Here is a 12,624-nt window from a genome sequence, read left to right on the forward strand (position 1 = left end):
CTGGCGGGCCGCGTCTACGGCCCGGGCTTCGGTTTCACCCTGGGCTGCACCTCGCTGTTCGCCTCCGCCCTCATCACGGGCGGGGTCGGGCCCTGGATGCCGTACCAGATGTTCGGCTGCGCCTTCGTCGGCATGCTCGCCGGCTTCCTCCCGAGGGCCTCGGGCCGCCGCGAGATCGCCATGCTCGCCCTCTACGGCTCCGTCTCCGGCTATCTCTTCGGCTTCCTCCTCAACCTCTCCTTCTGGCACTTCTCCCTCGACCCCGACAGTTCCATCGCGTACCTGCCGGGCCTGCCCTTCACCGAGCAGTTCCAGCGCTACCTCGCCTTCGACCTCGCCACGTCCCTGGGTTGGGACACCGGCCGCGCCGTCACCAACTTCTTCTGCATCACCCTCGCGGGACCGGCCGTCCTGACCACCTTCCGCCGAGCCGCCCGCAAGGCCCGCTTCGAGGCCCCGGTCCGCTTCCGGCCCGGGGCCCGCCCCTGACCGGATCGGCCCCCGCTTTATTGCATATAGTTCGCAGTTGCGGTGCATGCGCAGAAAAGGTGGAGAGCAGTGAGCGGACCAGTGGTGCTGGGGATCGAGTCGTCGTGCGACGAGACCGGCGCGGGAATCGTGCGGGACGGCGAACTGCTCGCGCACGTGGTGGCGTCGAGCATGGACGAGCACGCCCGCTTCGGCGGCGTCGTGCCCGAGATCGCCGCCCGCGCGCACCTGCACGCCTTCGACCCGGTCGTCCGGCAGGCCCTCGGCCAGGCAGGGCTGCGGCTGAACCAGATCGACGCGGTGGCCGTCACCACCGGGCCCGGCCTGTCGGGCGCACTGCAGGTGGGCCTGGCCGGGGCGAAGACGCTGGCGTACGCGGCCGGGGTGCCGCTGTACGGCGTCCACCACCTGGCCGGGCACGTCGCCGCCGACACCCTGGAGCACGGGCCGCTGCCCGACCCGTGCGTGGTGCTGATCGTCTCCGGCGGCCACACCTCGCTCCTCCTGGTCCGGGACCTGGTCCGCGAGCCGATCCTGCACCTCGGGGACACCCTCGACGACGCGGCGGGCGAGTGCTTCGACAAGGTCGCCCGGATCCTGGGCCTGCCCTATCCGGGCGGTCCGGCCATCGACCGGGCCGCCCGCGACGGCGATCCGAAGGCCGTGGCCTTCCCGCGCCCGCTGACCCGGCCCGGGGACGACCCGTACGCCTTCTCCTTCTCCGGGCTGAAGACGGCCGCGGCCCGCTGGGCCGAGAAGCACCGGCAGCGCGGTGAGGAGCCGCCGGTGGCCGACGGGGCCGCCGCGCTGCAGGAGGCGGTCGCGGACGTACTGACCCGCAAGGCTCTCGCGGCCTGCCGCGCGTACGAGGTGAAGACGCTGATCGTGGTCGGCGGTGTGGCCGCGAACTCGCGGGTCCGGGCCCTCGCGGAGCGCCGGTGCGCCTCGGCCGGCATCGAACTGCGCGTTCCGCCCATGACCTTGTGCACGGACAACGGCGCCATGATCGCGGCCGTCGGTGACCTGCTGGTCCGCTCCGGGGCGGAGCCGGCCCCGCTGGACGTGTCCGTCGATCCGTCCGCACCGCTGGAGTACGCCTCCTTGACCCCGCTCCCCGCCCCGCCGGTCGCCGCTGCGTGAACTTCCCCGAAGTTCCGCGAGGTTCCGTGACCACCCGACAGACCCCCTGAGAGGACCCACCACATGAGGGGCACACGCCCGCTGTCCTCGCTCCTGGCCGTGGCCGCCGTGCTGCTCGTCCCGGCCTGCGGCGGCAAGGCCCAGGACCGCACCGCCGCATCGGGACCCGGGGCGGCAGGGTTCCCCGTCACGGTGTCCAACTGCGGGGTGGAGAGCACCTATCAGCGGCCGCCGCAGCGCGCGGTGTCCCTGAACCAGCACGCTACGGAAGTCATGCTGGCGCTCGGGCTGGAGAAGTCGATGGTGGGCACGGGCTATCTCGACGACAAGATCCTGCCGGAGTACCAGGCCGCCTTCGACTCGGTGAAGGTGCTGTCGAAGCGGTACCCGTCCTTGGAGACCCTGCTGGCCGCCGAACCGGACTTCGTCTACGGCGGGTTCGGCTCCACCTTCGACGAGAAGGAGGGCCGCAGCCGTACCGCCTTCACCAAGGCGGGGGTCAACACCCATCTCAACATCGAGGAGTGCCCGGCCGGGCCGGTGACCATGGCCACCGTCGACGAGGAGATCCGCACCGTCGCCAAGATCTTCGGCGTACCGGACCGGGCCGAGGAGCAGGTGGACAAGCTGCACGGCACCCTGGACCGGGTCGACGGCAAACTGGCCGGTGTCGCCCCCGCCAAACTCTTCGTCTACGACAGCGGCGACAAGACCGCCTTCACCGCGGGCGGCAAGGGCATCGGCAACGAGCTGATCGAGCGGGCCGGCGGGGTCAACCTCTTCGCCGACGTGGACAAGGCCTTCGGCGACGTGTCGTTCGAGCAGGTGGCCGAGCGCGCCCCCGAGGTCATCGTCATCTACGACTACGGCGACCAGCCCGTCGAGGACAAGAAGAGGTTCCTCCTCGCCAACCCGGCACTGAAGGACGTCCCCGCGATCAAGAACCAGCGGTTCGCGGTGCTTCCGCTGTCGTCGACCGTGCTCGGTGTCCGCGTCCCGGCGGCCGTGGAGTCACTGGCCCGCCAGATCCACCCGGACCGGTTCCGGTGACCGGGCTGACGGCTGCGGGTGAGGCGGACGAGGCGGTCGCCGCTCCGGCGAGGACCCCGGTAACCGCGGCCCGCCGCCGGGCCGTTCCCTACGCCCTGCTGCTCGTCGCCCTGGGCGTCCTGCTGACGGCGACCGCGACGGCCGGTATCGCGATCGGTTCGATCAGCGTCCCGGCCGACCAGGTCTGGGGGATCCTGCTGCACCGGATCCACCCGGTCCTCGCCGCACCGGACTGGACTCCGGTCCGCGAGACGATCGTCGTCGACGTCCGGCTCCCCCGGGTGTTGCTGGCCGGCGTGGTGGGCGCGGGCCTGTCGGTGTCGGGCATGGCGCTGCAGGCCCTGGTCCGCAATCCGCTGGCCGATCCGATGCTGCTGGGGATCTCGTCCGGCGCGTCGGTCGGCGCGGTCCTGGTCCTCGTGTTCCACGTGACCCTGTTCGGGATGTTCTCACTGCCCGTGGCGGCGTTCTGCGGAGCCCTGGCCGCCCTGGTCGCCGTGTACTTCCTGGCGCGCTCCGGCGGGCGGATGACCACCGTACGGCTGGTGCTGGCGGGTGTGGCCATGGCCGAGGTCCTGTCCGCTGTGGCCAGCTTCCTGATCGTCACCTCCGACGACCCGCAGAAGACGCAATCGGCCTTGCGCTGGATGCTCGGGGGGCTGGCCGGCACCACCTGGACGACGGTATGGATCCCCGTCGGCGCCGTGCTCCTCGGCACGGCCGTCCTGCTCGGGGTGTGCCGGTCGCTCAACCTGCTGCTGGCCGGGGAGGAAGCGGCCGCGGCGCTGGGGCTGGACGTCCACCGCTTCCGCGGCGCCCTGTTCACCCTGGTCGCCCTGATGATCGGCACCATCGTCGCGGTCAGCGGCCAGATCGGCTTCGTCGGGCTGATCATGCCGCACGTCGTGCGCCTGCTGGTGGGCGCCGACCACCGCCGCGCGCTGCCCGCCGCGGCTCTCCTCGGCGCGAGCTTCCTGATCGCCGCCGACCTCGGCGCGCGCACCCTCATGAGCCCGGAGGAGATACCCGTCGGCATCCTGACCTCCCTCGTCGGCGGACCGTTCTTCCTCTGGCTGATGCGACGGAAGGCGGCACGATGACCGGCGGAACGACGACCGGCGGAACGATGTCCGGGCCGGGCGCCCTCGACGCCGAGGACGTCACGGTCGTGGTGAACGGCCGGACCCTGGTCGACCGCGTCTCCCTGCGCGTGGCACCCGGGGAGGTGCTGGCGCTCGTAGGTCCCAACGGCGCGGGCAAGTCGACGCTCTTGCGGACGTTCTACCGGGTGCTGCGCCCCACGTCCGGACACGTCCTGCTGGACGGCGAGGACGTGTGGCGGATGCCCGGCAAGCGGCTCGCGCAGCGCCTCGCGGCCGTCCTGCAGGAGACCGCGGGCGACTTCGAACTCACCGTCCGCGAAGTGGTGGCGATGGGACGCACCCCGCACAAGCGCGCCTTCGCGGGCGACGACGCCGACGACCGCGACATCATCATGGGCTCGTTGGAGGAGCTCGATGTCGCCGCGCTGGCGCACGCGCCGTTCGACCGCCTCTCGGGCGGGGAGAAGCAGCGGGTGCTGATCGCCCGTGCGCTGGCCCAGCGCACCGGGACGATGGTGCTGGACGAGCCGACGAACCACCTGGACCTGCGCCATCAGCTCGACGCGCTCCGGCTCGTCCGGAGGGTCGGGGTCACCGCCGTGATCGCCCTGCACGACCTCAATCTCGCCGCGTCCTTCTGTGACCGGATCTGTGTGCTGGACGGCGGCCGTGTGGTCGCGACCGGAACACCGGAAGAGGTCCTCACCCGGGACCTGCTGGCCGATGTCTACCGTGTCGACGCGGAGGTGTCCCGGCATCCGGGCACCGGGATCCCGCAGGTCACCGTCGTCCCCGAAGCACGCCGCTGACGCCCGGCCCACGGACCGCGGTCCGGCCCCTTGAGCGCTTGTCCCTTGAGCGCTGTCCGCCCGTTGCGATCCCGCGGGGGCGGGCACGTACGTGAGCACCCTGCGTACGCGCGCTACCGGGGCGCCGCGGCCCCGCCGCCACCGCCTGGGACGGCGCCGGCGACCCGGCGCCGGACCTGGTCCTCCTGCGCGAGACGCCGCAGGAGTTCGAAGACCGGGGCGCAGATCGCGAAGACGATGACGGCCCGCTCGGCCAGGGCCACGGGGTCGTCCAGGCCGGCCGCGCGCTCCAGGTCCAGCCGGGCCACGGACTCCGCCAGCCTCGCGTAGGCGGCGAGTTCTCCCGGGGCGTACTGGGCATCCAGCCGGCGCAGTTCCTCCAGCGCCGCCGTCAGTCCTTTCACGTGCGGTGAGGTGACGGGTGCCTGCCAGTCCAGCTCCGTGAGGAGGCCGGCCACCTCGGCACCGGCGGCCGCGTCGGCCCCGGCTTCCTCCTCCTGGCCCGCGGCGCCCTGGGCCGCCACCGGCACCGGGAGCGCGTAGCTGACCGCTCCGAGGGCGCTCTCGGAGCTGTGGGCCTGGTCGACGGCCCCGAGCACCTCACGGGTGGTGGCGATGGACAGGCCGCCGAGCGTGGTCAGCGCCTTGATCAGCCGCAGCCGCTGCGCGTGCTCCTCCCCGTACTCGGCCAGGGTCGCGGCCGTCGCCCGCCCCGCGGGCAGCAGTCCCTGTCGCAGGAAGTACTTGATGCTGGCGACCGGCACGCCGGTCCGCCGGCTGAGCTCCGAGATCTTCATACGGCTTCCCTGCTGGTCATGCGGTCCGGCATCCGGCATCGGGTGTCGGCGATTGGACACCACAGCAAGATACTGCCACTATCCAGTAACTGGATACCATAAGTATCCAGCCCTAGGAACGCAGCCGCACCGGAGAATCGATGCCTCATCCCACGCCCCCCTCCGTGCTCCGCCGACCCCAGCTGTGGATCGGAACGGGACTCATCGCCGCAGTGGTCTCGATGGTGTTCGCCCTGCTCTACGTCGGCGGCAACGTCAACCCCAAGGGCAACCTGCGCGACCTGCCCGTGGCCCTGGTCAACAGCGACAGCGGGGCGGAGATCAACGGCCGCCACGTCAACCTCGGCGAGCAGGTCGTCTCCGGCATCCAGAAGGCCGCCGAGGGCGAGAAGAGCATCGACTGGCAGGTCGTGAGCCGCGAGGAGGCCGACAAGCGCCTGGGCCGGGGCAAGGTCTTCGGCGCCCTCGTCATACCCGCCGACTACTCCGCCACGGTGGCCGGGCTCACCGCCCCGCAGCCCGCGCCCCAGGGCAAGGCCGCCCCGCCGACCCTGACCGTGCTGACCAACCAGGCGGCCGGCAGCATCGGCTCCTCCATGTCCTCCCAGGCCGCCCAGAAGGCCGCCCACGCCGCCTCCGCCCAGCTCGGCCAGGAACTCCTCAAGCAGGCGGGCGCCCAGAAGACCCCCCTCCCGACAGCTGCCCAGCTCAAGCTGGCCGACCCGGTGACCGTGAACGTCGCCGACGGCCATCCGGTCGGCTCCCGCAGCGCCATGGGCCTGAGCGCCTTCTACTACGCACTGGTCCTGGTCGTCTGCGGCATGCTCGGCGCCAACGTGGTCAACTCCCAGGTCGACACCGCGCTCGGCTACCTGCACACCGATTTCGGCCCGATCCGCAAGCGCGAACCCGTTCAGCACACCAGCCGCGTCCGCACCCTGGCCATCGGTATCGCGCTCATGCTCGGCCTGTCGGTGGTGATGGGCACCCTGGTCGAGGTCGCCACGGTCGGCATCCTCGACATGGACGCCTCCCACCTCGGCCTGCTGTGGCTCTACTCGGTCGCCACCATCGCGGTGGTCGGCATCGGAAGCCTGGCCCTGTTCGCCGCCTTCGGCACGCCCGGCATGCTCCTGGCCACCATCGTCTTCGTGGCGATGGCCGTACCGTCCTCCGGCGCCACCGTGCCCGTCCAGGCACTCCCCGGGTTCTTCCGCGCCCTCGCCGAGTTCGAGCCGCTGCGCCAGATCACCGAGGGCCTGCGTTCCCTCCTCTACTACGGGGCCCAGGCCGACGCGGGCCTGACCCGGGCCTGGGCCTCGATGGGTGTCGCCCTCGTCGCCGCGCTGATCTTCGGCTTCGCCGTCACCCGCCTCTACGACCGCAAGGGTCTGCACCGCATCCCCCACCCCGACGCCGGGCCCGTCTCCGAGGTGCCCGCCGAGACCCCTGAGCCCCCGAAGTCCCCGGAGACCCCCGCCCCGGCCACGGCCTGATACGGCCTCTCACCGCGGCACACCCGCCCCGCCCGCGCGTACCACCGGCCGTGCACCACAACCGGACGCGCGAGCGGGGCGGGGCTGCCAGGGGGCCCGCCGGTCAGCGCCGGCGTACGAGCGCGGTCATCGCGGCCAGGTCCGCCTCCGAGCGGGCGAGCGGGACCTTGGGCCAGAGCAGTTCGTACTCGGTCCGGATCCGGAAGACCTCATCGGCGAAGGAGCGCACGACCGCGCCGGTGACGGTGCCCCGCTCCGCGTGGTCGAGGAACTGCTCACAGGCCTCCACGGCGCCTTCGCAGTCGTCGTCGAACTCGAACAGCGCGCAGATCGCGTCGACGGCGAGGTCACGTGAGGTCAGGTGGCCGATCCCGCAGTCGAGCCCGTCGTCATGAAGGTCGTCGGGGTACGGCGCACGGTGCCAGGAACCGTCCTCGAACCAGTAGACGCACTCGACCCTTCCTTGCTCCAGCAGGTCGTGCAAGCGGTCATCGCGCACCCACCCGGGCGCCCCGGCGAGGAGATCGATCGGCGGCCGGTACTGCCCGACCCTGCTGGAATCGTCCTGCCCGAAGAGCACGGCGCGGCCGCCGGCGGCCCGGGTCAGCACCCACCGGCTGCACGCGCCGTCGTCGTACCGCAGGACGTTGTCGCCGTCGCCGTCGAGCCAGTAGCCGTACCGGAAGCGTTCCTTCTCCTCCTCGGCGTTCCAGGTCGCCGCGGCGAGCGCGGCCCAGCGCGCCCACAACACACTCGCTTCCGGAAGGTCCTGCGGCCGCCCCGGACGATGAATCTTCATGCCCATCACACTATCGGCGGCAGTTCGGATCCACTGACACGCGGCGGCCCCGTAGGCAACGGTGGACCGGAAGACGTTTCCCGCATATGCCAAAGGGTGATAAGCCTCCCGACGTTGCACATGTGCCGGCAGGGGGCGCCATGAGGTACGACCTGTCCGATCGCCTGGTGGTGGGGATCGCCTCCAGCGCCCTGTTCGACCTGACCGACTGCGACGCGGTGTTCCGGGAGCGGGGCGAGGATGCCTACCGGGCCTACCAGGAGACCCATGTCGACGAACCGCTGGCCAAGGGAGTGGCGTTCCCCTTCGTCAGACGCCTGCTGTCGCTGAACGACCTCGCGGACCAGGCCGACCCCCTGGTCGAGGTCATCATCCTCTCGCACAACGACCCCGACACCGGGATGCGTGTCATGCGTTCGATCAAGGCGCACCACCTGCCGATCAGCCGGGCGGTCTTCCGGCAGGGCCGTCCGGCGCACCCGTTCATGCCGGCGCTCAACATGTCACTGTTCCTGTCGGCCGACGGGCCTGACGTCCGGGACGCGGTCGCGGCCGGGCTGCCTGCGGGACACGTCCTGCGAACGGGGCGGATCGACGACGAGACCGACCCCGAACTCCGCATCGCGTTCGACTTCGACGGAGTGGTGGCGAGCGACACGGCCGAGCAGGTCTACCAGAGCGGCGGAATCGACGCGTTCCGCGCGTACGAGGTCGGCCATGCCGCCGTCCCTCACGATCCGGGACCGCTACGGGACTTCCTGGCGGGCATCAACCGCATCCAGCACCTCGAGGAGGAGCGGCGCCGCGAGGACTGCGCGTACCGGCCCCGCCTCCGCGTGGCACTGGTCACCGCTCGGGACGCCCCCGCTCATGAACGCGCCCTGCTGAGCCTCAAGACGTGGGGGCTGCGGGTCAACGACGCCTTCTTCCTCGGCGGTATCGACAAGGCCGCGGTCATGAAGGCCCTCGACCCGCACATCTTCTTCGACGACCAGGTCGCCCATCTCGACGGCACCGCCCAAGGCACCCCGAGCGTCCACATACCCTTCGGACTGATCAATTCACCACCTGCCGCGACGGACTGAGCGGCGGGGCCGGTCCGGTCACTCCCAGAGGCCGGCCAGGTGCGCGTGGAGGACTTCGTACGCCTCTCGCGGGGTGAGGTGGCCGACGAGGACGTGGGTGGTGAGACCGTCCGCCAGGGCGAGGAGCGTGCGGGCCTCGCGCTGCGGATCGAGGGGCACCACGCGGCCGGCACCCTCGCGTGCTTCCGAGATGAGGCGGGTGAACGCCTCCTGCAGGGCCGCGTAGTTCGCCTTCAGCGTTGTTGCGAGCGCCTCGCTGACAGCCGCCTGCGCGACGAAGGCGAGCCAGACCCTGGCCTCGGCGCGGTGCTCTTCCCGCAGCAGTGAGATCTCGGTGACCGCGTGGCCCAGGGCGGTGCCGGCGGACTGGGCCGGGCTCCGGACGAGGCGGGCCCGTACGCGCTCACCGATCCGCTCGCCGATGTGCCCGAGAGCGAACACGAGCATCTCTTCCTTGGTGCGGAAGCACCGCTGGACGGCTCCCATCGACACCTGCGCGCGGGCGGCGACGTCGCGCAGGGTCACGCCCTCCAGCCCGCGCTCGTCGGCGAGATGACAGACGGCCTCGGCGATGAGACGGCGTCGGCTCTCGTGATCGACCTGCCTGGGCATACCGGCCGCCACCTCCCTGTTCCACAGTGCTCCGCTTCGCAGCGCAGCTTAATCGATGCGCTCGTATCGGATCCATGGGTACGCTCGGTTCCGATGCAAGCGCATCAGTACATGGACGAGGGAGGTGGGGCCATGCAGGACGCCCTGTGGAAGATGCCGGCCACCGCACAGGCGGAGGCCGTGCGCACCGCGGAGGTTTCGGCCGTGGAACTGATCGACAGTCACCTCGATCGCATCGCCGCGGTCAACCCGCAGGTGAACGCGGTCACTCAGCTCCTGGCGGAGCGCGCCCGCGAGGCCGCGGCGCTGCTGGACCGCCGGCGGGCCGCCGGTGAGGCGCTGGGGCCGCTCGCGGGCGTGCCCTTCACGGTGAAGGAGAGCACCGCCGTCGAGGGCGCGGCGACCACGTTCGGCACGGAACGCTTCCGCGATCTGGTGGCGCCCGCCGACGCACCGCCGGTGGCGCGGCTGCGTGCGGCCGGAGCCATCCCGATCGGGCACAGCAACATCCCCACCCTGATCCTGGCGGGGATGCACACGCGCAGCGAGCTGTTCGGCGACACGGTCAACCCGTGGGACAGCAGCCGTACGCCGGGCGGCTCCAGCGGGGGTGACGCAGTGGCCGTCGCCACGGGGATGGCGGCGCTCGGACTCGGCAACGACTCCGGCGGGTCGGTGCGCATCCCGGCGCAGTTCTGCGGTGTGGCCGGACTGAAGCCGTCCACGGGCCGGTTCCCCGCCGACCACCGCGTGCTCGGCTCGGACGACCCCGGCCCCGCGTCGCAGATGCTGGTCACCGACGGCCCGCTGGCCCGGAGCGTGGGCGACCTGAGGCTCGCCTACGAGGTGCTGGCCGGAACCGATCCGCGAGACCCGCGCGCCGTACCGGTGCCCGCCTACGGCGAACCGCTCCCCGGGCGCGTGAAGGTCGCGGTCGTGGCGGACCCCGGCGGGCACGGCGTCCACCCGACGGTGCGCGGAGCGGTCGCGGCGGCGGCCGACGCGCTCCGCGACGCCGGTTACGACGTGCGCGAGGTGGAGGACGTGCCGCGGCTGGACGAGGCCCTCGAAACCTACGGCCGGATCGTCGTGACCGAGTTCGCCCCGACCTGGCCGGTCGTGCGCACGCTGCTCGGCAAGGGCGGTGACCGCTATGTCGAGATGATGATGGAGCGGACCCCGCCCGTGAGCGCGGACGCGTTCATGAAACTGATGGGCACCTGGCTGAACATCCGCCGCTCGTGGGCCGAATTCCTCGACGAGTACCCGCTGCTGCTCGGCCCGGTCTTCACCGAGCCGCCGGTCGAGCCGGGGCTGGAGTCGCGGGACAGGCCGGGCAGGGACCGGGTCGGGTCGGGGATGCGCCTGTGTACCGTGACCAGCTTCGTGGGCGTACCGGGTGTGGCCGTACCGACCGGAACGGCCGGCGGGCTCCCCTGTGGGGTCCAGGTCGTCGGGCGGGCGTTCCGGGAGGACCTGTGCCTGGAGGCGGCGCAGGCGATCGAGGACCGGCTCGGAGTTCTCACCCCGGTCGACCCGCGCGCGTGCGGTCCGCGCCGTTCTGTTACGCGGCCATGACATGGGCGGCGCCTCGTCGGCCAGGCCGGGCCATCCACTGAACGGTCGCGGACCAGGCCGGCGGTGGCGGCACCGCTTCCTCACATCCACCTCCGAAGGTGGCCCGGTCGGTGGACAGCCTTCCGGGCGTGCCCATAGTTTCGATCTTGACCAACCGTCACCGGACGGTTACAGCTTGGGGGAACAAGCATGTCAAAAATCACTAGGGTCGCCGCAGGCATCCTGGGCGCGGGCGGAATCCTCGCATCGTCACTGGTCTTCGCTCCCGCCGCGAACGCGGCGAGCGGTGGCGGATGCTGGGAGTACTCGGAGGGCTTCGGCTCAAGCTACGTCGACTGGAAGTCCTGTATCAGCGCCCCGAGGGCGGGCGTCGGCCGTCCCGACGCCTACGTCACCCTGCGCGCGGGGCACCCCGCCTGCAAGATCATGCTCCAGACGCTGGAGACCGGCGGCTCGAGGATCATGTCGCAGAAGATCTACGACTGCCCCTCGGGAGCCGTGACGAACATGCACCTCACGTCACCCGACTTCAACGGCCGCGACGGCCGGGCCTACGGGAACTACACGACCATCTTCTGGACCAGCAGCCACACCGCCACCATGGCCAACAAGAGCCCCTGGCTGAAGCTGCCGTAACCCCCAGCCGAACCAGGACGACGCGGCGCGAACCCGACTACGGGCTCGCACCGCGTCGTTCCGGTCTTCCGGCGTGGAGCCGGCGACTTTCGTGCGCCGGAGTCAGCCTGCTGCCGCCCGACCCCGGTCAGTCGAATGACCACGGGTGCGGTTCGTCTCCAGTGAAGCCGGCATCCCCGATACAGGTGCCACGGAGCCACCGTCTCTGGCAGGATCAGCGCATGAGGTTCAACAGAAAGGCCCATGCCGCGTAGACGGCCTGGGCGTGTCCGCGCCGAGCAGGTGCCGCGGCACCTGCTCACCGAGCACGTCCCCGTCGTCGGCCTGTCCGCGCCTGCTCTGGCCGAAGCTGCCAGGGTCGAGCGGAGCCGGAACTACCTGTGGCCTGGTGTCACGGCTGAGTCCGTGCGGATGTGGCGAGGGTTCGTGCGGGACCCGTACCGCAGCCTCTGGAGTGCGTACGAGGACGGCGGCTGCGGTGTGTGGGAATGCTGCGGAAGCCCCTTCGAAGCACGGGAGTTCTTGGATGCCGTGATACACGGCATGTCCCGGCGCCGAGGTCGCGAGCTTCGCTTGCTCGTGGACCGACTCGACAAGTCGTGCTGAGCCAGTTCAGGCAGGGCGTCAAACGTCAAGCGGCTGACCGAAAGGCCGTCGAACACGTCAGGGCCCGCTCCCTGCCCCAGGAGTGGCCGGCCGGCGCGCTGGCTGCGGGCAGTCGGGTCGCTGTCGTACGTGATGGGCAGGGGCACGCCCCCTGGCGGAACGAGTTCCTGGGCACGATCGACGACATGGGAGCGCCCGAACGCGTCGAGCACTCCCATGCGCATGCCGGAGAGTTGGCCTACTGGGTCGTCTTCGACGGGCCGCAGGACAGCGACGGGGACGGCCCCTACCGCAAGGCCCTGATCTGGGACCGATATCTGCGGCCGCCCCCCCTCCCCGGTTCGGCCTCTGACGGCCCACGCAGCGGCTATGCCGGTCGAGCGTGACTCCCGCCGGCCACCGTCGGCACCGGACTGTACGTCTC

The 12,624-nt window shown here is 71.3% G+C and carries 12 protein-coding genes and 1 pseudogene; 10 read left to right on the top strand and 3 right to left on the bottom strand.

Going from position 1 to position 12,624, the window contains the following annotated elements:
- The 5 genes and pseudogenes from ACZ573_RS10085 to ACZ573_RS10105 all read left to right on the top strand — a co-directional run.
- Nucleotides 1-489: pseudogene (locus tag ACZ573_RS10085) on the top strand (ECF transporter S component); the annotation flags it as partial.
- 69 nt (nt 490-558) lie between these two features.
- Complete coding sequence (gene tsaD, locus ACZ573_RS10090; protein ID WP_471301593.1) at nt 559-1,629, top strand: tRNA (adenosine(37)-N6)-threonylcarbamoyltransferase complex transferase subunit TsaD; 1,071 nt, start codon at nt 559-561, stop codon at nt 1,627-1,629.
- A gap of 63 nt (nt 1,630-1,692) precedes the next feature.
- Nucleotides 1,693-2,679, top strand: coding sequence for an ABC transporter substrate-binding protein (locus tag ACZ573_RS10095; protein ID WP_471301596.1), 987 nt, complete (start codon nt 1,693-1,695; stop codon nt 2,677-2,679).
- Nucleotides 2,680-2,774: 95 nt separating this feature from the next.
- Nucleotides 2,775-3,779: a FecCD family ABC transporter permease gene (locus ACZ573_RS10100; RefSeq protein WP_471301796.1), complete on the top strand. Its 1,005-nt coding sequence runs from the start codon at nt 2,775-2,777 to the stop codon at nt 3,777-3,779.
- Entirely contained in the window at nt 3,776-4,591 is an 816-nt protein-coding gene (locus tag ACZ573_RS10105) for an ABC transporter ATP-binding protein (protein ID WP_471301599.1), read from the top strand. The genes ACZ573_RS10100 and ACZ573_RS10105 overlap by 4 nt, the downstream gene beginning before the upstream one ends.
- A 113-nt stretch (nt 4,592-4,704) precedes the next feature.
- Here the strand turns inward: ACZ573_RS10105 and ACZ573_RS10110 are convergent, their stop codons facing one another.
- Nucleotides 4,705-5,388, bottom strand: a complete 684-nt coding sequence (locus ACZ573_RS10110) for a MerR family transcriptional regulator (RefSeq protein WP_471301601.1) — start codon at nt 5,386-5,388, stop codon at nt 4,705-4,707.
- Between the two features lie 140 nt (nt 5,389-5,528).
- Between ACZ573_RS10110 and ACZ573_RS10115 the strand changes: the two genes are divergently transcribed.
- Complete coding sequence (locus ACZ573_RS10115) at nt 5,529-6,884, top strand: YhgE/Pip domain-containing protein (protein WP_471301604.1); 1,356 nt, start codon at nt 5,529-5,531, stop codon at nt 6,882-6,884.
- A gap of 103 nt (nt 6,885-6,987) precedes the next feature.
- Here ACZ573_RS10115 and ACZ573_RS10120 read toward each other — a convergent pair whose 3' ends face one another.
- Nucleotides 6,988-7,683 (bottom strand): hypothetical protein, encoded by a 696-nt coding sequence (locus ACZ573_RS10120; protein ID WP_471301607.1) that lies wholly within the window; start codon nt 7,681-7,683, stop codon nt 6,988-6,990.
- Nucleotides 7,684-7,823: 140 nt separating this feature from the next.
- On the opposite strand from ACZ573_RS10120, the gene ACZ573_RS10125 reads away from it, so the two are divergent.
- On the top strand, nt 7,824-8,768 hold the full coding sequence (locus tag ACZ573_RS10125; RefSeq protein ID WP_471301610.1) for a 5'-nucleotidase: 945 nt from the start codon (nt 7,824-7,826) through the stop codon (nt 8,766-8,768).
- An 18-nt stretch (nt 8,769-8,786) separates the two neighbouring features.
- On the opposite strand, the gene ACZ573_RS10130 is transcribed toward ACZ573_RS10125, so the two are convergent.
- A complete protein-coding gene (locus ACZ573_RS10130; protein ID WP_471301612.1) occupies nt 8,787-9,380 on the bottom strand; it encodes a TetR/AcrR family transcriptional regulator in 594 nt (197 codons plus the stop codon).
- A 132-nt stretch (nt 9,381-9,512) separates the two neighbouring features.
- Here ACZ573_RS10130 and ACZ573_RS10135 point away from each other — a divergent pair, with 132 nt between their 5' ends.
- The 3 genes from ACZ573_RS10135 to ACZ573_RS10145 all read left to right on the top strand — a co-directional run bounded on the left by ACZ573_RS10135 (nt 9,513) and on the right by ACZ573_RS10145 (nt 12,586).
- Complete coding sequence (locus ACZ573_RS10135) at nt 9,513-10,958, top strand: amidase (protein WP_471301799.1); 1,446 nt, start codon at nt 9,513-9,515, stop codon at nt 10,956-10,958.
- Between the two features lie 189 nt (nt 10,959-11,147).
- On the top strand, nt 11,148-11,594 hold the full coding sequence (locus ACZ573_RS10140; protein ID WP_471301615.1) for a hypothetical protein: 447 nt from the start codon (nt 11,148-11,150) through the stop codon (nt 11,592-11,594).
- Between the two features lie 791 nt (nt 11,595-12,385).
- Entirely contained in the window at nt 12,386-12,586 is a 201-nt protein-coding gene (locus ACZ573_RS10145) for a hypothetical protein (protein ID WP_471301618.1), read from the top strand.
- Nucleotides 12,587-12,624: the final 38 nt, after the last annotated feature.

The sequence above is a fragment of the Streptomyces sp. NPDC040545 genome (assembly GCF_055595065.1).

Bases quoted from the DNA above. Each gene is read 5' to 3' on its own strand.
- ACZ573_RS10095 (WP_471301596.1), top strand. From the start codon at position 1,693: ATGAGGGGCACACGCCCGCTGTCCTCGCTCCTGGCCGTGGCCGCCGTG.
- ACZ573_RS10105 (WP_471301599.1), top strand. From the start codon at position 3,776: ATGACCGGCGGAACGACGACCGGCGGAACGATGTCCGGGCCGGGCGCC.
- ACZ573_RS10110 (WP_471301601.1), bottom strand. From the start codon at position 5,388: ATGAAGATCTCGGAGCTCAGCCGGCGGACCGGCGTGCCGGTCGCCAGC.
- ACZ573_RS10115 (WP_471301604.1), top strand. From the start codon at position 5,529: ATGCCTCATCCCACGCCCCCCTCCGTGCTCCGCCGACCCCAGCTGTGG.
- ACZ573_RS10120 (WP_471301607.1), bottom strand. From the start codon at position 7,683: ATGAAGATTCATCGTCCGGGGCGGCCGCAGGACCTTCCGGAAGCGAGT.
- ACZ573_RS10125 (WP_471301610.1), top strand. From the start codon at position 7,824: ATGAGGTACGACCTGTCCGATCGCCTGGTGGTGGGGATCGCCTCCAGC.
- ACZ573_RS10130 (WP_471301612.1), bottom strand. From the start codon at position 9,380: ATGCCCAGGCAGGTCGATCACGAGAGCCGACGCCGTCTCATCGCCGAG.
- ACZ573_RS10135 (WP_471301799.1), top strand. From the start codon at position 9,513: ATGCAGGACGCCCTGTGGAAGATGCCGGCCACCGCACAGGCGGAGGCC.
- ACZ573_RS10140 (WP_471301615.1), top strand. From the start codon at position 11,148: ATGTCAAAAATCACTAGGGTCGCCGCAGGCATCCTGGGCGCGGGCGGA.
- ACZ573_RS10145 (WP_471301618.1), top strand. From the start codon at position 12,386: ATGGGAGCGCCCGAACGCGTCGAGCACTCCCATGCGCATGCCGGAGAG.